The sequence below is a fragment of the Lentilactobacillus farraginis DSM 18382 = JCM 14108 genome, assembly GCF_000583655.1.
GTDB lineage: Bacteria > Bacillota > Bacilli > Lactobacillales > Lactobacillaceae > Lentilactobacillus > Lentilactobacillus farraginis.
Genome location: NZ_BAKI01000040.1, coordinates 1 through 23,238, shown reverse-complemented (window position 1 = coordinate 23,238; position 23,238 = coordinate 1). Strand labels below are relative to the sequence as shown.

At 42.7% G+C, this 23,238-nt stretch carries 19 protein-coding genes and 4 pseudogenes; all 23 read left to right on the top strand.

Features of this window, described 5'->3' with window-relative positions; genetic code table 11:
- Positions 1 to 101 precede the first annotated feature (101 nt).
- The 23 genes and pseudogenes from JCM14108_RS11185 (at position 102) to whiA (ending at position 23,152) form a co-directional block, all read left to right on the top strand.
- Positions 102 to 1,262 carry a PDZ domain-containing protein gene (locus JCM14108_RS11185; RefSeq protein ID WP_035180877.1) on the top strand — a complete coding sequence of 387 codons (1,161 nt, stop codon included), beginning with the start codon at positions 102 to 104 and terminating at the stop codon, positions 1,260 to 1,262.
- A gap of 24 nt (positions 1,263 to 1,286) precedes the next feature.
- Positions 1,287 to 2,014, top strand: a pseudogene (locus tag JCM14108_RS11180) (response regulator transcription factor).
- Positions 2,001 to 3,367, top strand: a pseudogene (locus JCM14108_RS11175) (sensor histidine kinase). The pseudogenes JCM14108_RS11180 and JCM14108_RS11175 overlap by 14 nt, the downstream one beginning before the upstream one ends.
- 209 nt (positions 3,368 to 3,576) lie before the next feature.
- Positions 3,577 to 4,463: pseudogene (locus JCM14108_RS11170) on the top strand (phosphate ABC transporter substrate-binding protein PstS family protein).
- Entirely contained in the window at positions 4,463 to 5,392 is a 930-nt protein-coding gene (gene pstC, locus JCM14108_RS11165; RefSeq protein WP_035180875.1) for a phosphate ABC transporter permease subunit PstC, read from the top strand. The pseudogene JCM14108_RS11170 and the gene pstC overlap by 1 nt, the downstream one beginning before the upstream one ends.
- Positions 5,389 to 6,279: a phosphate ABC transporter permease PstA gene (pstA, locus tag JCM14108_RS14585; RefSeq protein WP_035180872.1), complete on the top strand. Its 891-nt coding sequence runs from the start codon at positions 5,389 to 5,391 to the stop codon at positions 6,277 to 6,279. The genes pstC and pstA overlap by 4 nt, the downstream gene beginning before the upstream one ends.
- A 12-nt stretch (positions 6,280 to 6,291) precedes the next feature.
- Positions 6,292 to 7,098, top strand: a complete 807-nt coding sequence (pstB, locus tag JCM14108_RS14580) for a phosphate ABC transporter ATP-binding protein PstB (protein WP_035180870.1) — start codon at positions 6,292 to 6,294, stop codon at positions 7,096 to 7,098.
- Positions 7,099 to 7,109: 11 nt separating this feature from the next.
- Positions 7,110 to 7,868, top strand: coding sequence for a phosphate ABC transporter ATP-binding protein PstB (gene pstB, locus JCM14108_RS11150; protein ID WP_035180869.1), 759 nt, complete (start codon positions 7,110 to 7,112; stop codon positions 7,866 to 7,868).
- Between the two features lie 11 nt (positions 7,869 to 7,879).
- Positions 7,880 to 8,536 (top strand): phosphate signaling complex protein PhoU, encoded by a 657-nt coding sequence (gene phoU / locus JCM14108_RS11145; RefSeq protein ID WP_035180868.1) that lies wholly within the window; start codon positions 7,880 to 7,882, stop codon positions 8,534 to 8,536.
- A gap of 90 nt (positions 8,537 to 8,626) precedes the next feature.
- Positions 8,627 to 8,749 (top strand): hypothetical protein, encoded by a 123-nt coding sequence (locus JCM14108_RS15965; protein WP_272944537.1) that lies wholly within the window; start codon positions 8,627 to 8,629, stop codon positions 8,747 to 8,749.
- Entirely contained in the window at positions 8,692 to 8,955 is a 264-nt protein-coding gene (locus tag JCM14108_RS11140; protein WP_237745815.1) for a PspC domain-containing protein, read from the top strand. The genes JCM14108_RS15965 and JCM14108_RS11140 overlap by 58 nt, the downstream gene beginning before the upstream one ends.
- The gene (locus JCM14108_RS11135; protein ID WP_035180865.1) at positions 8,952 to 9,305 is read left to right on the top strand and encodes a phage holin family protein; all 354 of its coding nucleotides are present in this window, start codon (positions 8,952 to 8,954) and stop codon (positions 9,303 to 9,305) included. The genes JCM14108_RS11140 and JCM14108_RS11135 overlap by 4 nt, the downstream gene beginning before the upstream one ends.
- An 86-nt stretch (positions 9,306 to 9,391) precedes the next feature.
- A complete protein-coding gene (hprK, locus tag JCM14108_RS11130; protein ID WP_191978550.1) occupies positions 9,392 to 10,417 on the top strand; it encodes an HPr(Ser) kinase/phosphatase in 1,026 nt (341 codons plus the stop codon).
- 2 nt (positions 10,418 to 10,419) lie between these two features.
- A complete protein-coding gene (lgt, locus tag JCM14108_RS11125) occupies positions 10,420 to 11,265 on the top strand; it encodes a prolipoprotein diacylglyceryl transferase (RefSeq protein WP_152536942.1) in 846 nt (281 codons plus the stop codon).
- A 28-nt stretch (positions 11,266 to 11,293) separates the two neighbouring features.
- The gene (locus JCM14108_RS11120; protein ID WP_035180861.1) at positions 11,294 to 12,310 is read left to right on the top strand and encodes an NAD(P)H-dependent glycerol-3-phosphate dehydrogenase; all 1,017 of its coding nucleotides are present in this window, start codon (positions 11,294 to 11,296) and stop codon (positions 12,308 to 12,310) included.
- Between the two features lie 18 nt (positions 12,311 to 12,328).
- Positions 12,329 to 13,231 carry a UTP--glucose-1-phosphate uridylyltransferase GalU gene (gene galU / locus JCM14108_RS11115; protein WP_035180859.1) on the top strand — a complete coding sequence of 301 codons (903 nt, stop codon included), beginning with the start codon at positions 12,329 to 12,331 and terminating at the stop codon, positions 13,229 to 13,231.
- Positions 13,232 to 13,307: 76 nt separating this feature from the next.
- The gene (gene trxB, locus JCM14108_RS11110; RefSeq protein ID WP_035180858.1) at positions 13,308 to 14,258 is read left to right on the top strand and encodes a thioredoxin-disulfide reductase; all 951 of its coding nucleotides are present in this window, start codon (positions 13,308 to 13,310) and stop codon (positions 14,256 to 14,258) included.
- A gap of 123 nt (positions 14,259 to 14,381) precedes the next feature.
- Entirely contained in the window at positions 14,382 to 15,029 is a 648-nt protein-coding gene (locus tag JCM14108_RS11105) for a YfbR-like 5'-deoxynucleotidase (protein ID WP_035180857.1), read from the top strand.
- A 183-nt stretch (positions 15,030 to 15,212) separates the two neighbouring features.
- The gene (gene uvrB, locus JCM14108_RS11100) at positions 15,213 to 17,216 is read left to right on the top strand and encodes an excinuclease ABC subunit UvrB (protein WP_035180856.1); all 2,004 of its coding nucleotides are present in this window, start codon (positions 15,213 to 15,215) and stop codon (positions 17,214 to 17,216) included.
- A 12-nt stretch (positions 17,217 to 17,228) separates the two neighbouring features.
- Positions 17,229 to 20,110 (top strand): annotated as a pseudogene (gene uvrA / locus JCM14108_RS11095) (excinuclease ABC subunit UvrA).
- 199 nt (positions 20,111 to 20,309) lie between these two features.
- Entirely contained in the window at positions 20,310 to 21,197 is an 888-nt protein-coding gene (gene rapZ / locus JCM14108_RS11090; protein ID WP_035180855.1) for an RNase adapter RapZ, read from the top strand.
- Entirely contained in the window at positions 21,198 to 22,202 is a 1,005-nt protein-coding gene (gene mgfK, locus JCM14108_RS11085) for a gluconeogenesis morphogenetic factor MgfK (protein WP_035180854.1), read from the top strand. It begins immediately after the preceding gene.
- A gap of 11 nt (positions 22,203 to 22,213) precedes the next feature.
- Entirely contained in the window at positions 22,214 to 23,152 is a 939-nt protein-coding gene (gene whiA / locus JCM14108_RS11080; protein WP_035180853.1) for a DNA-binding protein WhiA, read from the top strand.
- Positions 23,153 to 23,238 lie beyond the last annotated feature (86 nt).

Genomic DNA, 23,238 nt, shown 5'->3' with positions numbered 1-23,238 from the left:
TTTTTATCATGCAATCGGTTGTTTTTATCTGGGAGCTTTCAAATGTTGATAAATCAATGCTATACTTATAGCATAATGACGGGTAATGAGGGAAAAATTTTATGAAATTTTTATTAGCGATTTGTTTTTACGTGTTACAGCCCATCTTGTGGGTTGGGATTATTCGTGCTTTCTTGATACATACAAATCGGGTGAAAAGGGAACGGCAGATTTTCAATTCTGCCATTTATGAAGAATTTTACGAAGGTCGTCACTTTATTAGAAGTGGGTTGATTATGGGCATCATCTTTTCACTTGTTTGTGGGTTTTTGGTGACGGTTAGCGGCCAATGGCTGTTGATCTATGAAGGACTGTGCTTAATTGGGGTGATGCTTGTTCCCTGGCAGATCTTAGGTGTAACCGCGGCAGGGCTTGCCGGCATCATCGCCTTGTTAATACCTAAATCTTTTCCGGGTCAGCCGATGACTGGTTGGTCGTCAAAGCTTGGGCTGACGAATCAGCCGACTGCCTCAGTTAATTATTTATTGGTATTGGTTTTGATTATCTTTATGACCGGCTTGTTTATTAGAGCAAATGGTGGTCGATTTGATTCACCGGCAATTTCTAGAAACAAGCGGAATAACAAAGTGGCGGTTTACCCGTTTAACGAGTTGACGATTATGCCGTTTTTGATGTTGCTGCCGGGAGATTGGTTTAAATCCGGCTTCAGCTTTATACCGCTATTTCAACTTAATGGTCATTCGTTTGCGGTTTTACTGGTTCCGGTTCTAATTGGCCTGAAACTGACGGTTCGTAAAAGTAACCCGCGAGAATTCTTTAAAAATTTGGGCAAATTAATGTTGGTTGTAGCCGGAATTGGTGTTTTAATGGTTGTTGGCGTAATGATTAACCATGCCTTGGCGTTACCGGCAATGCTATGTTTAATGATTTGCTATTATGGTGTTGTCGTGATTACCAAGCGTCGGGATTTAAAGCAATCGTTTGAATACAGTGAGGTGATGGATGGTATTCGAGTAATTGGCATTCGGCCGGGTACGCCGGCAGCAAAAATGAATTTATCGGTTGGTGATGTTATTTTGACGGTTAACGACATTCAGGTTACCAATGAAGACCAATTCTATCGGGCATTATCAACCAGCCCAACTTACTGCCGCTTTAAAGTTCGTGATCGCAATGATCAGCTTAAAATGACAGAATCAGCAATTTTTAAGAATTCACCCCATGAAATTGGGGTTAAAACGTATTCCCAATCTATTAAGTAAGCAACCAAGTAGGAGGAACTTCCGTTGAAAAAAGTATTAGTGGTTGATGACGAACCGGCAATCGTGACGTTACTTGAATATAATTTAAAACAGGCAAACTTTGACGTTCAAAGTGCAACCAACGGTGCTGACGCGTTATCGATGATTGAAAGCAATCATTATGATATTGTTTTGCTTGATTTGATGTTACCGGAAATGAGCGGTGAAGAAGTTTTAAAAAGAATCCGAATGGATCGAAACGATACGCCGGTGATTGTATTGACCGCCAAAGATACCGAGTTTGATAAGGTTTTCGGTCTGGAGATGGGCGCCGACGACTATGTTCCAAAGCCGTTTAGCCTCGAGAAGTAATTGCGCGAATCAATGCGGTTTTGAGAAGGTATGAAAAAAACGACACGCCAAATCAGACGGCACCAGTACCGGGAAAAAATGGTGATATTGAAACGACTGGTCCTTTCACCATTGATCATAAGCAGTATAAAGTGAGCGTTAGTGGTCGAAACTTGAAGTTAACGCCAAAGGAATTCGAATTAATGCAGTATCTGGTTGGTCATGAAAATCAGGTTTTAAGTCGCGATCAACTGCTTCAGGGGGTCTGGGGGTTTGATTACTCCGGTCAGAGTCGCATGGTTGATATTCAAATTGCCCATTTGCGGGAAAAGATTGAACCGGATCCTAAGACTCCGAAATACTTAAAGACCATTCGCGGTTTTGGCTACGAATTTTCGACAGGGGATGATGACGCTGAGTAAAGCGTATCAACAAATATTAATTATTTTAGGCATGAGCATCGCTACAACGGCAATGCTCTTTTATGGTTTTACAAAAGATAATCAGGAAGTTGAATTCTTTGCCCTAATTTTTTTGTTTCTGTTAACGTTGATTATTATAAATGCAACGTTAGCTTTTCGAAAAAATGAAAAGATTCGCAAGCAGCTCGAATACATGACAAAAAGCATCGTTGCCCACCAGCCGGTTGCCCCGTTGTTTGTTAGACCGGGAAATCCATATAAACAAATTGCCGATCAATTAACGGAATTGCAGTCCAGACAACAGGATGAAAGCAAGACGATTAAAAATAGTAATACAGAGTTGGTCACGATTCTCTCCAGTTTGCCTGTAGGAATTATGGTTATTGATTCCAGTCAGGATGTTATTTTTGCCAATCATCGGATGGCCAAAATGCTTCAACGATCTATTATGCCCCAACCGCATGCGTATTCTCAGGATATTAGAAATTACCAATTGTTATCGTTAATTGAGCGGGTTTTTGACGATCATGAATCGCAACATGCGGAGGTCAGAAGTGTCGGCGAGACACCAGCTACTTGGGACACAAGTGTTATTTATAATCAGTTGGATAATAATTTTCATGTTTCCGTCATTATGTATGATATTTCAGATATTATTAATGTTAAGCAAATGCAAATTGACTTTCTGCGAAATGCCAGCCATGAGTTAAAGACGCCGGTGACGGCAATCTCTGGGTTTGCTAAAACATTGCTGGGCGGTGCGATGGATGATCGGAAAACGTTAGTGGAATTTTTAAAAATTATCGATCAGCAAAGCACACAGCTAACTTCGCTAATTCAGGACGTTTTAACAATTTCCCATATTCAAAATGAGACTTCTCAGCACGCTGAGACACTTAACTTAAGAAGCTTTGTAGCTGAACGATTACAGGGGTACTTGTCGATGGCAAAATTACACGATGTGACGCTTAAAAACGAAATTCCCGAATCAGCAACCATTACGGTGGATTCCAAGACGCTGCTTCGAATTTTGCAGAATTTAGTTAGCAATGCGATTAAGTATAATCGTCCGGTGGCCAGGTCACTGTTAAGTATTCGGTAAATGACAGTTTTTGGCAGCTACATGTCTCGGATACCGGGATTGGCATTGCTCAAAAAGATATTTCACGGCTATTCGAAAGATTTTACCGAGTAGATGATTCCCGGACAAAACAAAAAGTCAGCGGAACAGGTCTGGGATTGGCGATTGTTAAAGAACTGGTTGATTCAATAGGTGGGGCCATCCACGTGAAAAGTCAGCGTGGCGTTGGCTCTACATTCACGGTTGAATTTCCAATCACGGATAATACTTAAAGGCTGTCTCATTTAACGATCCATTTTGATAAAAGATTAGCACTAGTTGGCATTCATCATTTAGTCTAATCTTTTTATTATCGGTAAATTTGATTAACCCGGTAAATAAAATAGCTCATGCTGAATTTACATAACTTTTACATTTAAAATATCAAATTTTTACATCGGTTTAATACAATTAATAGTGGAGATTTGAGGAGGAAATGCGAATGCGGAAACGAACAATGATCAAATGGTTACTGGTTGTGGTGGTTATGTTAGCTGGCGTTGGTTCATATGTAACCCGCAGCAAACAGGCAACCAATCAGCAATCAATTACAGCGGTTGGATCAACTGCTTTGCAACCATTGGTGGAAGCAGCAAGTGAACAATATTCTGCTTCACATAGCGGGATCTTTATCAACGTTCAGGGTGGTGGTTCCGGAACTGGCTTAAGTCAAATTGAATCTAACGCAGTCAAATGGGAAACTCAGACTTATTTGCCCAGGAAAAGGCGGGAATTAATCCTAAAAGATTAGTCGATCACAAAATAGCGGTGGTTGGTGTTGCACCGATCATTAATAAAGATGTTGGGATCCACCATTTGACGACTAGGCAGCTGATAGCTGTTTTTACGGGAAAAATTCGGAATTGGCGACAGGTGGGCGGACGAAATTTAGCGATTACGCTGATTAATCGGACTCAGGGAAGTGGCACCCGAATGACTTTTGAAAAATACGGCTTACGTGATCGTCAAAGCGCGGTTGCTCAAGAACAGGATTCTTCCGGCACGGTTCGCCAGATTGTCAGCTCAACCCCTGGTGCGGTCAGCTATGTTTCTTTTGGCTATATTAATAAAACGGTTCAACCTGTTTCAATTGACGGTGTTGCACCGACTGAAAATAACGTTAAAAGTAATCGGTGGAAAATCTGGTCTTATGAGCATATCTATACGAACGGTCAGCCAACCGGATTAACAAAGAAATTCCTTGATTACCTTCAGAATGATCATATTCAAAAAACACTTTTTAATAAACTGGGCTACATTTCAGTGAAAGATATGCAGTATCAGCGAACATGGCGTGGGAAACTTTCGAAGGGATCGGGGGTTGCGTAATGCAAAATCAGAAGTTGGCAAAACAATTATTTAAAAAATCAAAAACCGCTCGTTATGAACGCTTTGGCCGGTTATTATGTTTTTCAGCGTTGGTAATGATTATGGCAATTGTCATCGGGATTATCGTTTTTATCGCGACAAAAGGGATGTCCACCTTTTTAAAAGATCATATCAGTGTCCGGGACTTCTTTACCGGTACGCTGTGGAATCCAGGTACGAAAACGCCATCGGGCCACGCTGCGGTGGGCGCGTTGCCCATGATTGTCGGATCATTTTTAGTTACAATTCTAGCGGCAATTATTTCAACGCCGTTTGCAATCGGAACCGCGGTTTACATGACCGAAATTTCACCAAAACGGGGAGCTAAAATTCTTCAGCCGGTGACAGAATTATTGGTTGGGATTCCCTCGGTAGTTTACGGCTTTATCGGTTTGTCGGTAGTGGTCCCTTTTGTTCGAAACGTATTTGGCGGCAGTGGTTTTGGCATCCTTTCGGGGACTTTTGTTCTGTTCGTCATGATTTTACCAACGATTGTTTCAATGACAGTGGATTCTTTAAAATCGGTACCAACTTATTATCGTCAGGCCTCACAAGCACTGGGTGCCACCAAATGGCAGACTATCTGGAAGGTGGTCCTCAGAGCGGCAACTCCAGGTATTTTGACGGCAATTGTTTTTGGGATGGCCAGGGCTTTTGGAGAAGCCCTGGCAGTTCAAATGGTGATTGGAAATGCTTCACTAATGCCACATAACTTAATTTCGCCGGCGTCAACGTTAACGTCTGTATTAACTGCTGGAATGGGCAATACGGTCATGGGATCGTTGCAAAATGATGCGCTTTGGTCATTGGCCCTGGTTTTGTTGGTAATGTCATTGTTTTTCAACCTATTGGTCCATTTCATTGGTCGGAAGGGAGCATTTAGTAAATGAATCGTTCACAAAAACAGAGTCGATTTGCCATTGCTGTTCTTAAAGGGATCGCCGGGTTCGTTGTTCTAATTCTGGCATTTCTGATTGGTTACATTTTCATAACCGGACTGCCAAATATTAACTGGCGGTTTTTGACGGCACCGGCCAAAGCCTTTAGTTCCGGTGGCGGAATCGGTATTCAATTGTTTAATTCCTTTTATTTATTGATTTTGGCAATGCTGATTTCACTGCCGATTGCCTTGGGTGCTTCGATTTATTTAAATGAATATGCCAAAGACAACTGGTTTACGGCGATGATTCGAACATCCATTGAGATTCTGAGCTCGTTGCCGTCGGTTGTAGTTGGTCTGTTTGGTTTTCTTTTGTTCGTTGTTCACTATAAATTCGGCTTTTCCATTATTTCGGGTGCACTGACGCTGACCATATTTAACTTGCCATTACTAACCAGAAACATTGAAGAATCCTTGGCGACGGTTCCGGATGATCAGCGTCAAGGTGGCCTGGGATTGGGACTGTCAAAATACGAAACGATTATTCATATTGTCGTGCCGGCCGCGCTTCCCGGTATTATTAGTGGGATTATTCTCTGTTCCGGTCGGGTTTTTGGTGAAGCGGCTGCCTTGATTTATACAGCCGGCCAAAGTGCCCCAGCTTTAGATTTCGGCGATTGGAATCCGTTTAACATTGACAGTCCACTCAGCCCTTTAAGACCTGCAGAGACGTTGGCGGTCCATATTTGGAAGATTAACTCAGAAGGAATTATGCCTGACCTGACAAAAGTATCATCGGGGTCGGCAGCAGTGCTGGTTTTGGCAATTCTGATTTTTAACCTTTCTGCCCGTTATATTGGCCGCAAAGTGTTTGAAAAAATGACATCGATGGATTAGGAGATATTCACTATGCAACTTGACGCGAATAATCATGAACGATTTATTTACCATTTCGATCCTGAGGAAAATGATATTGAAATGGCAACCAAAAATTTGGAAATTTATTACGGTAAAAATTTAGCCATGCAAAATGCTGATATCCAATTTAAAAAGAATACGATTACGGCTTTAATTGGACCGTCCGGTTCTGGAAAGTCGACGTACTTACGCTCTCTAAATCGGATGAATGATGGTGTGGCAACCGTGAAGGGTCAAATTCTTTATGAGGGTGTTAATATTAATCAGCCCGGGATTGACGTTTATGAAGTTCGCCGCCGAATCGGCATGGTGTTTCAACGCCCCAATCCGTTTGCTAAATCGATTTATGATAATGTAACGTTTGCGCTCCAAAGAAGGGGCGTTCACGATAAAAAAATCTTGGATGAAGTGGTGGAAACGACCCTTAAACAGGCAGCAGTTTGGGACCAGGTCAAAGATAGTCTTCATAAGAGTGCTCAATCACTGTCCGGCGGCCAAGCCCAACGGGTATGTATTGCCAGAGCACTGGCTGTTAAACCGGATGTCCTGCTTTTGGATGAGCCTGCCAGTGCATTGGATCCGGTATCAACTTCGAAATTGGAACAAACACTTCGGGAATTGAAACCTAATTACACGATTATTATTGTCACCCACAACATGCAGCAGGCAGCCCGGTTGAGTGATTATACGGTTTTCTTTAATTTAGGGGAAGCCATTGAGTATAATAAAACTCGAAAGATTTTTACGCGGCCTAAGATTCAGTTGACTGATGACTATGTTTCCGGTAACTTTGGTTAGGAGGAAGTTTTATGACTGAACCGATTATTTCAGCAAACAATCTTGATTTATTTTATGGTGATTTTCAGGCGCTTCACGATATTCATTTAGACTTTAACCCTAATCAAATTTCTGCGTTAATTGGGCCATCGGGATGTGGAAAATCAACTTTTTTGCGGTGTTTAAACCGAATGAATGATATGATAGAGGGTGTCACAATTACAGGAACAGTAAAGTTCCATGATCAGAATATTTACGCCCCCCAAACAAACCTGGTTAATTTACGAAAAGAAATTGGGATGGTATTTCAACAACCCAATCCATTTCCATTTTCGGTTTACGATAATATCACTTATGGTTTGCGAATTGCCGGTGTTAAGGATAAGCAAAAACTTGACGAAACGGTTGAACGCAGCTTGAAACAGGCAGCTGTTTGGGACGAAGTGAAGGATCATTTGTATGATAATGCATTGTCATTTTCAGGTGGCCAGCAGCAGCGAATTTGTATTGCCCGGGTTTTGGCGGTTTCACCGGCTGTTATTTTAATGGATGAACCGACAAGTGCGCTTGACCCGATTTCCAGTGCCAATATCGAAAATACGCTGTTGGAATTAAAAAAGAACTATACAATTATAATTGTCACGCATAACCTTCAGCAAGCTTCCAGGATTTCTGACAAAACGGCTTTCTTTATGGAAGGAACTGTTATTGAATATGATGACACAACTAAAATGTTTGTTAATCCTGATAAAAAGCAGACGGAAGATTATGTGAGTGGGCGATTTGGATAGGGGATGACCTAATGGGAAAGGTTTTTGACGAAGAAATAGTAACCTTAAAGGCGGATTTTATGAAGCTGGGTGCAATGGTTGGCGAAGCAATTACCAGTGCGGGCCAGGCGTTCATTGATCATGATATTCATAAATCAGAGACGGTGATTACAAACGACCACGAAATCAATCATCTGCAAATTTATATTGAGAAACGCTCTTTTGAAATGATTGCACTGTATCAACCGGTAACTGGGAATTTGAGAGAAGTTGTCGGAATTTTAAAGGCCGTTACTGACTTGGAACGGGCTGGGGATCACGCGCGAAACATTGCTCGTTCAACCATTAGTATTAAAGGTCAGCCACGAATCTCATCCGTTGAGTCAATTATTGCATCAATGGCCAAAGATGTTAGTGAACAGTATGATGATGCCATTAGTTCTTATGGCGAGGCTGATCAGGATCGGGCCAAAGCGACTGCTAAAAAGTTTGATCAAATTGTTGAAAAACATTATAACGATATTGCAGCGCCAAGCTACCAGGCGATGGCCAAAGACCCGGAGATTGTCAATTCCGCGATCATGTATTTAAATGTTGCCAAGGATTTATCACGAATTAGCGATTATAGTACCAACATTTGTGAATGGACGATTTATTTGGCAACCGGTAAAATTATTGAATTAAATTAAAAAAGCTTATTTTTTTACGCGGCATACTTGATTGCGGCGCTTTTTTGATACGCTTAATTATAAGAGTCATTTTATAATGGAGGCTTATCTATGAACAATCAAAAAAGCTCTACAGATCATCAACGGATTGTTGGATTGCCGGTGTTCTTGGTGGTATTTCCCATTATTTTCAGTGGAATTCGACGCTTGTTCGAATCCTTTACATTGTTTTGATGTTGACGCCGGGAATTGGGTTGGTGTCAATTCTGGCTTATGTGGTAATGATTGCCATTTTACCTGCAGAAAATGCACCGGTTTCTTTCTTTAGTCAGTTGAAATCGAGTTATCAAAATCAGACAGCTTCTAAAAAATCCCGCAGAGTTATCCATGGTGTTGAGGAAGAAGATGTCAAGCACAATAAGAAAAGGGGCCAACCGTGAGATTTTTATCAACAGTATTGATTGATGCGTTGCTATTTATGGCAATCAGTGCCTTTTTCCCAAGTAGTTTGTATGTTGCGAATGTTGAGATGGCGGTAGTAGCTGCTTTTGTACTGGGGCTGCTGAATTGGTTGGTTAAACCAATTGTTTCATTGCTTTCTTTACCGATTAATCTATTGACGCTGGGACTATTTGGACTGGTTATTAATGGCGCCATGTTGGAATTGACTGCTAAGCTTGTTGGTTCGGGATTTCAATTTTCATCCTTTTGGTCGGCTATGCTGATTGCTATTTTAATGACGATTGTCAGCGCTATCATTGCCGCTCACTTCGATAAGTCAGATGAGTAAAAATGTTTGTTGCGTCGTTATTCTCTTAAAGACGGGACACATGGAAAAGTGATAAAATTAGAGTGATTATTTGAGGAGGGATGTTCTTGACTGAAAGTGTGAATGTTGCGGATTTAGTTACCAATACGCGCCTGGATGTTTACTATGGCAAAGAGTACTTGGCAACTAAGACGATTTCCACCAGTGATATTTCCAGGCCTGGGCTGGAATTAACCGGTTTTTTTAACTATTATCCGGCAAAACGGATTCAGTTACTCGGAATAACGGAGATTTCATATTCTAAAGGGATGACCCATGAAGATCTGCTGGACGTTATGAAAAAGATGTGTCAACCCCAAACGCCGGCATTTGTTGTGTCAACACAGCTGGATCCGCCTGAAGAATTGTTGGAGGCCGCTAAAGCCCAACACATTCCGGTTCTGGGATCAAAGCTGACAACTTCACGAATCTTAAGTAATATGACGAACTATCTGGAGGACAAACTTGCTGAAAGAAAGTCGCTTCATGGTGTGTTGGTTGATGTTTACGGTTTGGGAATTTTAATTACCGGTGACAGTGGGATTGGTAAAAGTGAAACGGCTTTGGAGCTGGTTAAGCGCGGTCATCGATTGATTGCCGATGACCGAGTGGAGGTCTATCAACAAGATGAACAGACGTTGGTTGGGACGGCACCGGCGATTTTAAGGCACCTGCTTGAAATTCGGGGCATTGGTATAATCGATGTGATGACGCTCTTTGGAACCGGGGCTGTTAGAAGCCAGACAAAAGTCGATTTGATTATCCACTTGGCTAACTATACAAAGGAAGCTAAATTTGACCGGTTGGGTAACGGTACGCAGGATGTTCATATTTTTGACGTTGACGTTCCCAAAATTACGATTCCGGTGAAAACCGGTCGAAATTTGGCAATTATTATTGAAGCTGCCGCAATGAACTTTCGGGCCCAGTCAATGGGTTATGATGCAACGGAGACCTTTGATCGTAATTTGAATAATTTAATCAAGGCCAATAGCCAAAATGACATAAAAGAAAAGGCCGAAGAGAAAAAAGTTGAGAAAAAGAATAAGAATCTGATTGGGAAAGCACCAATAAAGCCTGATTCAGAAAAATAGGAGTGGCAAGTTTGTTTGGTTTTGAAAGTTTAGCCTTAAATCCAATTGCTTTTAATTTAGGGCCAATAGAAGTGCATTGGTACGGAATCATTATTGCCTGTGGTGTGATGTTGGCAGTTTATCTTGCTGTTAGGGAAGCGCCAAAGCGGGGAATAAAGCCTGATAACATTTATGATATGATTTTGTGGGCCTTACCGGTTGCTTTGATTTGTGCTCGATTGTATTATGTTGTGTTTCAGTGGTCGTATTATAAAGATAATCCCGGTCAAATTGTTCAAATTTGGGACGGGGGGATTGCCATCTACGGTTCGTTAATCGGGGCAATGATCGTTGTTATCTGGTTTTGCCGCCGGCGGTTTATTCCGGTCTGGTTAATGTTGGATGTCGCTGCGCCAACGGTTATTTTAGCCCAATCAATCGGTCGCTGGGGAAACTTCATGAATCAGGAAGCATTTGGTAAGGTGACATCGCTGACGTACCTGCAGGGCCTTCATCTGCCTCATTTTATCATCTCTCAGATGTATATCAGTGGTGCCTACCGGCAGCCAACCTTTTTGTATGAGTCAGTATGGAGTTTTTTGGGCTTCTTGGTGTTGATCACTTTGCGACATAATCCGAAACTCTTTAAGCAGGGGGAAGTTTTTCTGGGTTACGTCCTGTGGTATTCGTTTGGGCGTTTCTTCATTGAAGGGATGCGAACGGATAGTTTGATGTTGCTTAATTTGCGGGTGTCACAGATACTGTCAGTGATTTTATTTATTGGTGCCGTTGTTATGATTATTTATCGGCGGCGAAACGCAGTCAGTCCGTGGTATCTGGAAGGAAATACGTCAAACGTTAGTTTATAAATTATAGTAATGGTAAAGGAGAATCGGAATGACTAAAGAAATTGCAGTCCTTGGCGCTGGATCTTGGGGAAGTGTTTTAGCCGGGATTCTTGATGAAAATGGTTCAAACGTTAAACTGTGGTCATACAATAAGGATCAGGTTAAGGAACTTAACGAGCAGCACACGAATTCAAAATATATTAAAGATTACACTTTTTCAAAATCGATCAAAGCCACCAATGATTTGGGTGAGGCGATTGAAGACGTCGATTATATTTTATTTGTGGTGCCAACTCAGGTAACCAGATCAGTTGCACGTCAAGTTTCCGCCATTCTTAAAGAGCGTCATCAGTGGGTGAATATTATTCATGCCTCTAAAGGAATTGAAGAAAAAACCTACTCGCGGTTATCCCAAGTTTTGGCTCAGGAAATCGCACCGGAAAATCGCAAGTCAATTTCTGTCTTGTCCGGGCCCAGTCAAGCTGAGGACGTTGTTACCAAAGATATTACTTTGGTAACGGTTGCCAGTGATAATCAAAAGGCTGCTAAAGAAATTCAGAGCTTATTTATGAATCACTATTTTCGGGTTTACACCAGTGATGATGTCATTGGTGTTGAAATTGGCGCTGCTTTAAAGAATATTATCGCACTAGGTGCTGGTGCTCTGTATGGTCTGGGATATAAAGATAATGCCAAAGCGGCGCTAATAACTCGTGGCCTGGCAGAAATTTCGCGGCTGGGGACTTCGTTTGGCGCTAACCCACTTACCTTTATCGGTCTTTCCGGAGTTGGCGATTTGATCGTAACGGCCACCAGCTCTAATTCAAGAAACTGGCGGGCTGGTAACGAGTTGGGTCGCGGAGAATCATTGGACCAGGTAATCAAAAACATGGGCATGGTGATTGAAGGAATCGCGACAACCCGGGCTGCCTACCAACTTTCAAAACAGCGGGGAGTTGAAATGCCAATCACCAGCGCAATTTATCACGTTTTGTATGATGGTGCCGATATTAAAGAAACAATTAATCAGTTAATGACCCGTGAAGGTCGTTCCGAAATCGAATAGAAAGTACGAGGTGTTTAAATGAACCGAAAAGTAACCAAGGCGGTTATTCCTGCCGCTGGCCTAGGAACCCGTTTTTTGCCGGAAACCAAAGCGTTACCAAAAGAAATGCTGCCGATTGTGGACACACCAACTATTCAGTTTATTGTGGAAGAAGCCAAGAAGTCTGGTATTCGGGATATTGTAATTGTGATCGGCAAAGGCAAACGGTCAATTGAAGACCATTTTGATGCCAATCCGGAACTGGAGCAAAATCTTGAGGAACGTAACAAAACGAATATGCTGGAAGCAATCCGTAAAACCAATGATATGAATATTTACTTTATTCGCCAATCACACCCCCGCGGCTTGGGTGACGCGATTTATACTGCCCGTAGTTTTATCAGCAATGAACCGTTTGTGGTCATGTTGGGTGATGATGTCATGGAGGATAAGGTGCCATTAACCAAACAGCTAATGAATAGTTATCAGAAAACCGGTGCTTCAACTTTGGCAGTTAAACGGGTTGCCCATAAAGATATCTCCAAATATGGGGTTATCGCACCCTCAGAAGAGGTTGAGCCCGGCTTGTTCAACGTTAAAAAGTTTGTTGAAAAACCAGCGCCGGAAAAGGCACCAAGCGACTTGGCAATTATTGGTCGTTATCTGTTGACCCCTGAAATTTTTGGGATTTTGGAAAATGCCAAACCAGATGCCGGCGGTGAAATCCAGTTGACTTCGGCAATTGATACGTTAAACAAGACACAGCGGGTATTTGCACATGAATTTAAAGGTCGGCGATATGATACCGGAAATAAGTTGAGTTGGTTGAAGACCAACATTATTTTTGGTTTGCAGCATCCTGAAATTGCTAGTGGACTGCGGAGTTATCTCAAAGATCTTGGCCAGCAATTGCGTGATGAAGACCAACCACAGAAGAAGTAGAATCATTCTACTGGACAGGCTTATTTTTTCATAGTAAATTAGTAACAGTATTTGAGTGAACACAAGGAGGATCCAAATGGCTAAAAATTATGATGTTGTTGTGATTGGGGCGGGCCCCGGCGGTATGACGGCTGCGCTTTATGCATCCCGGGCAAATCTATCCGTTGCCATGATTGATCGTGGTATTTATGGCGGCCAAATGAATAATACCGCTGCAATTGAAAACTATCCCGGCTTTAAATCCATCATGGGTCCGGATCTCGCCCAGCAGATGTATGACAGTTCTGTTAACTTTGGTGCCGAATATGTATATGGTTCGGTTGAAGCCATTGAGGATAAGGGCGATATTAAAGTTATTAAGACCGACAGTGACGAAATTGAAGCTAAAGTTGTTATTATCGCAACCGGTTCTGAATATAAGAAACTCGGAATTCCCGGTGAGCATGAATATGGCGGCAAAGGGGTTTCCTACTGCGCAGTCTGCGATGGTGCGTTTTTCCGTAATAAACGCGTGGTAGTTGTCGGCGGTGGTGATTCCGCTATTGAAGAAGCGTCTTATTTAGCTGGAATTGTTGATCATGTAACGGTTATTCATCGTCGTGATCAGCTACGAGCTCAAAAAGTCCTTCAAGATCGGGCTTTTGCGAATGATAAAATTGATTTTGTTTGGAATTCAAACGTTACGGAAGTCCTTGGCGATGGCCAAAAAGTAACGGCTGTTAAGGTCGTTAATAACCAGACCAATGAAACTTCTGAAGTTGAGACTGCCGGTGTCTTCATTTATGTTGGTCTGTTACCAATGACGACACCGTTTGCGGACTTGGGGATTACGGATGCTGATGGCTGGATTAAGACGGATGATCATATGGCCACTGCCATTCCGGGAATCTACGCAATTGGCGACGTTCGCCAAAAGGATTTGCGTCAGATTGCAACGGCGGTCGGTGAAGGTGGCATTGCCGGTCAACAAGCTTTTAAGTATGTTGAAGCACTTAGTTCGAAAGGCCAGACCGAGGTTTCACATTAAGATAACGTTTCATTTTGAATAACGTAGTAAAGAGATTGCTTGATATAAGCTGAAAGGAGGTCGGGAGTTTATTCTCGACCTTCTTTTGTATGGAGAAAATATTGAAACAGGGGGCGATGCATAATGGGCATGCATCAGTATTTGGAAAGTTTGGCAGAATTGGAATTGATTAATCGGGCACCGGGATATTTTAAGTTTGAGCAGCATTCGGTAGCTGCCCATTCATTTAAAGTAACCGAAATTGCCCAATTTTTAGGTGATGTTGAGGAAAATGCCGGTGAAACGGTTGATTGGCGGCTATTATACGAAAAAGCACTTAATCATGATTATACTGAGCGGTTCATTGGTGATATTAAAACACCGGTCAAGTATGCGACGCCGGTATTAAGAACAATGTTGGCTGATGTTGATGATAAATTAACTGAAAATTTTATTCAAAATGAAATTCCTTCAGAATTCCAAGATGCATATCGGCGAAGGCTTTCGGAAGGAAAAGATGATACGCTGGAGGGTCGAATCTTGGCGGTGGCCGATAAAGTTGATCTGCTTTATGAATCTTTTGGTGAAATTCAAAAAGGCAATCCTGAAGAAGTTTATCCGGAGATGTATAAGGAAAGCTTATCGACAATGCTGCAGTATCGAGATATGCACTGTGTTCAGTATGTTATCTCAAAAGTTATCCCGGAAATGCTTGCTGAAAACTTTACAACGCAGGAAAAACTGCGTAAATTAACTCGAAGAGTACTAAAAAGTGAAATTTCCGGTAAATAATGGTTTTCGAAAGTATGTTCGTATGTTAGAATGGTTGGTGAAAGAAAAATATTGATAATCAACGGCAATTTAAAATTGCGGTGATTTGGTTTAACGATGTGTGTAAAGGGCGGGCGTTAATTTGAATTGGTCCGTCTTTTTGATTCTTGTCATTATTCCGAAGTTCAGTCAGGGGGAATTCGATTGATTGAAAGAGAAAATAACCATCGGTTTGATTTGGTATCAAACTATCAGCCGACCGGTGATCAGCCACAGGCGATTAAAAAATTGGTTGGCGGCGTTGAATCAGGCAAAAAGGCTCAGATCTTGTTGGGGGCTACCGGGACCGGGAAAACCTTTACCATTTCCAATGTCATTGCCCAAGTCAACAAGCCAACGCTCGTCTTGTCCCACAATAAAACGTTGGCTGGTCAATTATATGGTGAGTTTAAGGAATTTTTCCCGCATAACGCGGTTGAATATTTTGTCAGTTATTATGATTATTACCAACCCGAAGCATATGTTCCGTCAAGTGACACGTATATCGAAAAAGATTCATCTATTAATGATGAAATCGATCAGCTGCGCCATTCAGCTACCAGTTCATTGTTGGAAAGAAATGACGTCATCGTGGTTGCCTCGGTTTCGTCAATCTTTGGTTTAGGTGATCCAACCGAATATCGAAACCATGTTGTTTCGTTGCGGGTTGGTCAAAATATCGAAAGAGATCATTTTCTGCGCCAGTTAGTTGATATTCAGTATGATCGAAACGATATTGATTTTCAGCGGGGGCGCTTTCGGGTTCACGGTGACGTTGTCGAAGTCTTTCCGGCTTCTTGGGATGAACACGCTTTTCGAATTGAATTTTTCGGTGATGAAATTGACCGGATCAGAGAGGTTGATACGCTGACCGGTGAAGTGATTGGCGACCGCGAACATATTGCCATCTTTCCGGCAACCCACTTTTTGACAAATGATGATGTTATGAAACTGGCACTGCCTGAGATTAAACAGGAGATGGAGACGCAGGTTGCCAAGTTTGAAAAGGAAGGCAAGCTATTGGAAGCCCAGCGGTTAAAACAGCGGACCACTTATGACATTGAGATGATGCGTGAAATGGGCTATACCAGTGGAATTGAAAACTATTCACGGTTTATGGATCGCAGAAAGCCGGGCCAGCCACCGTTTACGCTGCTTGACTTTTTCCCGGATGATTATTTGTTGGTTGTGGACGAGTCTCACCAGACCATGCCACAGATTCGAGGGATGTATAACGGCGATAAAGCGCGAAAAGAACAGCTTGTCAAATATGGTTTTCGACTTCCCAGCGCGTTGGATAATCGGCCCTTGAGATTACCGGAATTCGAAAAACGGGTTCACCAGGTAATCTATATGTCAGCAACACCGGGCCCGTATGAAATGGATCAAACCAAAGACGTTGTGCAGCAGATTATTCGACCGACCGGGTTGCTTGACCCGACAGTTGAAGTTCGGCCGATTATGGGCCAAATGGATGATTTGGTAGGTGAGATTAATAAGCGGATTGATAAACACGAACGGGTCTTTGTGACGACCTTGACCAAAAAAATGGCCGAGGATTTGACAGATTATTTAAAAGACTTGGGAATTAAAGTGAAATATCTTCATTCGGATATCAAGACTTTGGAACGGACGCAAATCATTCGGGATCTCAGGTTGGGTAAGTTCGATGTTCTTGTCGGCATTAACCTTTTGCGTGAGGGGATTGACGTTCCCGAAGTTTCCCTGGTAGCCATTTTGGACGCGGACAAGGAAGGCTTCCTGCGTAACGAACGATCGCTTATTCAAACCATCGGCCGGGCTTCACGAAATGAACACGGCGCGGTGATCATGTACGCGGATACAATCACGGATTCAATGAAGGCTGCCATCGATGAGACAGCTCGCCGTCGGTCAATTCAAATTAAATATAACAAAGAACATGGCATTACACCAAAGACCATTATTAAACCGATTCGTGACGCAATTTCGATTACTAAAACAGGTGATGATACAGGCAAAAAGGATGATTTTGTTGAAAGTGATTTTGAACAGATGAGTTCAAAAGAGCAAAAAGACATGCTGGCCCGATTAACGAATGAAATGCGGGAAGCCGCCAAAAAGCTTGATTTTGAACAGGCCGCAACGTTACGTGATACGATTATGGAGTTAAAGGCACAAATTAGCTAAAGGAGAAAAAATTTGGTGAACGATAAGATTATAATTCGTGGCGCTCGAGCGCATAATTTAAAGAACGTTAACGTAACGATTCCTAAGAATAAGTTGGTGGTCATGACCGGTTTATCAGGATCGGGTAAAAGTTCGCTGGCTTTTGATACGCTGTATGCGGAAGGGCAACGTCGTTACGTTGAGAGCTTGTCCTCTTATGCCCGTCAGTTTCTCGGTCAAATGGACAAACCGGATGTGGATTCAATTGAAGGCTTAAGCCCGGCAATTTCAATTGACCAAAAGACAACTTCAAAAAATCCCCGCTCAACAGTCGGTACGGTTACTGAAATTAATGACTATTTCCGATTACTGTGGGCGAGGTGGGGACGCCAATTTGTCCAAACGATGGCACGGTGATTACCAGTCAATCGGTTGATCAAATGATTGCCCAAATTATGCAGCTGCCCGAGCGAACCAAGATGCAGATTTTTTCACCAATTGTTCGCGGCCGAAAGGGCCAACACAAAAAGGTGTTTGACAAAATTAAGCGAGAAGGTTTTGTCCGGGTACAAGTCGATGGCGAGATTCGGGATGTTGATGATCCAATTGATTTGGATAAAAATAAAAAACACGATATTAACATTGTGATCGACCGAATCGTTGTTAAAGACGGCATTAATAATCGATTGTCGGACTCACTGGAAGCAGCTTTGCGGTTAAGTGGCGGGTACGCGATCGCTGACTTTTTGGGGCAACGGGATCAGATGATTTTTTCTGAACACTACGCCTGTCCGATTTGTGGATTTACCGTTGGTGAATTAGAACCCCGCCTGTTTTCGTTTAATTCACCAATCGGTGCCTGCCCGGACTGTGACGGACTGGGAATGAAGCTGGAAGTTGATGTTGATCTGGTGGTTCCGGATAAGCGCAAAACGTTGAATGAGGGCGCGCTGGCACCTTGGAATCCCAGTGGTTCCAAATGGTATCCCAACATGTTGGCTCAGGTCTGCAAGGCTGAAGGCATCGATATGGACACACCCTTTAATAAATTATCGAAAAAACAGCGGGATTTTGTTCTTTATGGCTCTAAGACTAAAACATTTCATTTTAAATTGGAAAGTGATTTCGGTGGTATTCGAGATGTTAATGGTCCCTTCGAAGGCGTTATTAACAATGTTAACCGGCGATATCACAATACCAGTAGTGACTTTACCAGAAATAATTTAAGCAGTTATATGACGGAATTGACCTGCCAGACATGTCACGGATATCGACTGAATCGAAAAGCCTTGGCGGTTAAAGTCGGTCAAAAAAATATTGCCGAAGTTTCAGCTTGGGACGTTTCTGCCGAACTCGATTTTTTCAAGGAGCTTCAATTTGGCGAACAGGATACCATGATTGCCAAGCCGATTATTAAGGAAATTATTGATCGCTTAACGTTCTTGCGAAATGTGGGTTTGGATTATTTGACGCTTTCCCGGTCCGCACGGACGCTCTCGGGTGGTGAAGCGCAACGAATCCGGTTGGCAACCCAGATTGGTTCTAATCTTTCAGGGGTGCTGTATATTCTGGACGAACCATCAATTGGTTTACATCAGCGTGATAATGACCGATTGATTGCATCACTGAAAAAGATGCGGGACCTTGGCAACACATTGATTGTGGTTGAGCATGATGAAGATACGATGCGCGCAGCGGATTATATGGTTGATATTGGGCCGGGTGCCGGTCGGGATGGCGGTAAGGTAATGGCAGTCGGAACCCCGGCTCAAATTGCGGCATCTCCGCAATCAATTACCGGTCAATACTTGGCTGGCAAACGCTTCATTCCGGTGCCGATGAAAAGGCGGCCGGGCAATGGTAAAAAGATTCGGATTACCGGTGCGGCTCAAAACAATTTAAAAGATATTACAGTTGATTTTCCCTTGGGCGAGTTTATTGTGGTAACCGGTGTATCCGGTTCCGGTAAGTCGACTTTGGTGAATGATATTTTGAAAAAAGCACTCGCCCAAAAGCTGAATCATAATTCTGAGCGGCCGGGTAAATATAAATCAATTTCGGGATATAAGAATATCGAAAAAATTGTGAATATTGATCAGACGCCAATTGGTCGAACACCGCGGAGTAACCCGGCGACTTATACAGGCGTTTTTGACGACATTCGGGATTTGTTTGCCAATACCAATGACGCCAAGTTGCGTGGTTTTAAAAAGGGCCGCTTCAGCTTTAACGTCAAGGGTGGTCGATGTGAAACCTGCCACGGCGATGGGATTCTAAAGATCGAGATGAATTTTCTGCCGGATGTTTACGTCCCCTGCGAAGTTTGTCATGGCAAACGGTACAACGCTGAAACGCTGGAAGTTGAATACAAAGGAAAAAACATTGCCGATGTTTTGAATATGACTGTTGAAGAAGCGCTGGATTTCTTTAGTGCCATTCCAAAGATTACCCGTAAACTGCAGACAATTAAGGATGTTGGCTTGGGCTACGTTTCGCTTGGCCAGCCGGCGACAACACTTTCAGGTGGGGAAGCGCAGCGAATGAAGTTGGCTTCCGAATTATACAAGAAAGCCAATGGTAAGAACTTCTATATTCTGGATGAACCGACAACCGGGCTTCACAGCGAGGACATTCGAAAATTGCTGGGGGTTCTTCAACAATTGGTTGATCAGGGGAATACAGTTCTCATTATTGAGCATAATTTGGACGTTGTGAAGAACGCCGATTACCTGATTGATTTAGGACCTGAAGGCGGTGACGGCGGTGGCCGGATCGTGGCTACCGGAACACCGGAACACGTTGCTGAGGTCAAAGAAAGTTATACCGGTCAATACCTCAAACCGGTCCTGGAGCGGGATAAACGATTGACAGCGGCAGCTGAGGCTAAATCGACTGTCAAGGTTCGTACAAAATAGTTTAAACGTTTCTATTCGTTAATAATCGTAATCACATAATGGGGCTGAACAAAATTATTTTTGTCTCAGTCCCGTGTACATAATATCGCGGCAAGCTAAATCGACCGGAAAAACCGGTGGTAAAAAATTTAACGCTTAAAATGATACGCCCGGTATGTTATACTCAAATGAGTTTGTTATACGAAAGGACACCAGTAACATGGCTATGAATAATCAGTTCGTCATTATTACGGGAATGAGTGGCGCCGGAAAAACGGTGGCGATGCAAAGTTTTGAAGATCTCGGCTATTTTTGTGTTGATAACATGCCGCCGACACTTTTACCGCGATTCAAAGAATTAATCAGGATGGAGCGGGACATCAATAAAATTGCCCTCGTGATCGATCTTCGTTCACAGGTTTTTTATGATGAAATTATCGGCATGTTTGATGATTTGAAAAAAGATGACGATGTTGACATTATTTTTCTCGATGCCTCTGATGCAAAGCTGGTTTCGCGTTATAAGGAAACCCGGCGGGCACATCCCTTAGCCAGAAACGGCCGCGTTATTGATGGGATTCAGAAGGAACGCGAATTACTGGCAAATGTTAAAAAGGCGGCTGATCTGGTTGTCGATACCACTAATATGTCACCTCGTCGGCTTCGTGAAGAAGTTTTTCACAACTTTGAATCTACCGATACGACTCACACCTTTCACGTTGAAGTGATGTCATTTGGTTTTAAGTATGGGTTACCGCTGGACGCCGATATTGTCATGGATGTCCGCTTTTTACCCAACCCGTATTACGATCCCAATATGCGGTTTAAAACGGGGCTTGATGAGTCGGTAGCGGCGTACGTGATGCATTCGCAAGGCGCCCGGCCATTTTATAATAAACTATTGGATATTCTAAAATTTACACTGCCTGGTTATGAAAAAGAAGGCAAGGCAAGTTTGACGATTGCAATTGGCTGCACAGGCGGCCAGCATCGCTCAGTTGCCATTGCGCAGCAGCTTGGCAATGACTTGCAAAAACAGTACCCCAAATATCCGGTCAATATTACCCATCGGGATATTGAACGTCATAAGGGGAAGGGGGAGAACTAAATGATTGATGCATTACACACGCACCAGCCGAAGATTGTGGTTATCGGTGGCGGAACCGGCTTACCGGTTATTTTAAAGAACTTAAAAAACCGGCACGTTGATATTACTGCTGTCGTAACAGTGGCTGATGACGGCGGTTCATCCGGTATCTTAAGGGACTACATCAACGTCGTACCGCCTGGCGATATTCGAAACGTCATGGTAGCCCTTTCTGATTTACCGAAATTAGAGCTGGACTTGTTTCAATATCGTTTTAAAAGCAGCGACCAGTTCTTTGCGGGTCATGCAATTGGCAATTTAATTATCGCAGCATTGTCCGAAAAAAGAGGCGGTATTTTTGACGCGGTTCAAATTTTAAGTAAAATGATGAAAATTGACGGCCATATTTATCCGGCAGCCAATGAGCCGCTTGAATTAAACGCCGAATTTAGTGATGGCAGCCATATGAGCGGTGAGTCGGAAATAACGGCGGCTGGTAAACTGATTAAACGCGTTTGGGTTGAAACCAACGATGATTCACATAAACCGGAGGCTGTTCATCAGGTGATTGACGCGATTATGGATGCCGACCAGATTGTGTTGGGACCGGGAAGTTTATTTACCAGTATTCTTCCTAACTTGATGATTGAAAATGTTGGTCAGGCACTAAAAAAGACAACGGCCGATATTGTTTATATTTGCAATATTATGACGCAAAAGGGCGAGACCGAAAACTTTACGGAAGCTGATCATGTCCGGGTGTTAAACCGACATTTGGGAACCAATTTTATTAATACAGTCTTGGTTAACATGAAAGAAGTTCCTTCCGAATACATTGATTACAAAAAGTGGAACGAAATTTCGCAGCCGGTCAAACATGACTTTGCCGGTCTGCGGGCAATGGGCTGCCGGGTAATTTCGGCCGACTTTTTGGAGCTTAAAGATCGGGGCGCCTTTCATAATGGCCAGGAAGTCGCTGATGAGTTACTGAATCTGATTGGTCGATCGCTTGATGAAGAAGAATAGGAGTGATGCCAGTGTCATACGCGAGTGAAGTTAAAAAGGAACTGACATCGTTAACGGTTCACCGGGATAACGCAAAGGCTGAGTTAATGGCCTTAATCCGGATCAATGGTGCGCTATCGATTGTTAATCACCATTTCGTATTGAATGTTTCATCGGAAAATCCGGCGATCGCGCGGCGAATGTATCAACTGCTTGCCAAATTTTACGGGATTACCGGTGAGTTGAGCGTTCGGCGAAAAATGAAGTTAAAGAAAAATAATTTGTATATTTTACGGGTTGAAAATAAAGCCACCGAGGTTTTAAACGATTTGGGAATTTTTGACGGGGTTCAAATTGTTGAACGGGTGCCCCAAAAATTGTTGAAAAATGATGCTCAAATTCGGTCCTACTTAAGAGGCGCTTTTTTAGCGAGCGGTTCGGTTAACAATCCGGAGACATCGCGTTATCATTTAGAAATTTACTCATTATATGAAAATCATAATGACATGATTGCCGAAATGATGAACAAGTATCATCTAAAAGCGCGAACAACCCAACGGCGCAGTGGTTATATTACTTATTTGAAGGAAGCTGAGAAGATCGCTGATTTTCTGCAGCTGATTGGTGCGACGAGTTCGATGCTGAAATTTGAAGATATCCGAATTGTCCGGGATATGAGAAATTCGGTTAATCGACTGGTAAATTGTGAAAATGCCAATTTAAATAAGGTAGCCAACGCTGCCAGTAAACAAATTGAAAATATTAAGTTGATTGATGAAAGTATCGGCTTAAACAAATTAGCACCCAAATTAGCACAAGTGGCCCGGGCCCGTTTGAAACATCCTGAGGTCAGTTTGAAAGAACTTGGTGAATTGGTTGAGGGCGGACCAATTTCCAAATCCGGGGTTAATCACCGGTTAAGAAAAATCAATGAATTTGCCAGCAAACTGGCTGAAGGCAAGATTGCCTAGTGGCGAGTTTGGGCTCAAAAAAGCAGAGTGAGACAAAGGGCGGTTAACTTCCAGAGCGTAAGCGAAAACGTACGCTGGAAGTTAAG

Coding starts and splice junctions, on each gene's coding strand:
- galU (WP_035180859.1), top strand. CDS start 12,329: ATGAACCGAAAAGTAACCAAGGCGGTTATTCCTGCCGCTGGCCTAGGA.
- trxB (WP_035180858.1), top strand. CDS start 13,308: ATGGCTAAAAATTATGATGTTGTTGTGATTGGGGCGGGCCCCGGCGGT.
- JCM14108_RS11185 (WP_035180877.1), top strand. CDS start 102: ATGAAATTTTTATTAGCGATTTGTTTTTACGTGTTACAGCCCATCTTG.
- mgfK (WP_035180854.1), top strand. CDS start 21,198: ATGATTGATGCATTACACACGCACCAGCCGAAGATTGTGGTTATCGGT.
- JCM14108_RS11105 (WP_035180857.1), top strand. CDS start 14,382: ATGGGCATGCATCAGTATTTGGAAAGTTTGGCAGAATTGGAATTGATT.
- pstA (WP_035180872.1), top strand. CDS start 5,389: ATGAATCGTTCACAAAAACAGAGTCGATTTGCCATTGCTGTTCTTAAA.
- pstB (WP_035180869.1), top strand. CDS start 7,110: ATGACTGAACCGATTATTTCAGCAAACAATCTTGATTTATTTTATGGT.
- pstB (WP_035180870.1), top strand. CDS start 6,292: ATGCAACTTGACGCGAATAATCATGAACGATTTATTTACCATTTCGAT.
- JCM14108_RS15965 (WP_272944537.1), top strand. CDS start 8,627: ATGAACAATCAAAAAAGCTCTACAGATCATCAACGGATTGTTGGATTG.
- JCM14108_RS11120 (WP_035180861.1), top strand. CDS start 11,294: ATGACTAAAGAAATTGCAGTCCTTGGCGCTGGATCTTGGGGAAGTGTT.
- phoU (WP_035180868.1), top strand. CDS start 7,880: ATGGGAAAGGTTTTTGACGAAGAAATAGTAACCTTAAAGGCGGATTTT.
- rapZ (WP_035180855.1), top strand. CDS start 20,310: ATGGCTATGAATAATCAGTTCGTCATTATTACGGGAATGAGTGGCGCC.
- pstC (WP_035180875.1), top strand. CDS start 4,463: ATGCAAAATCAGAAGTTGGCAAAACAATTATTTAAAAAATCAAAAACC.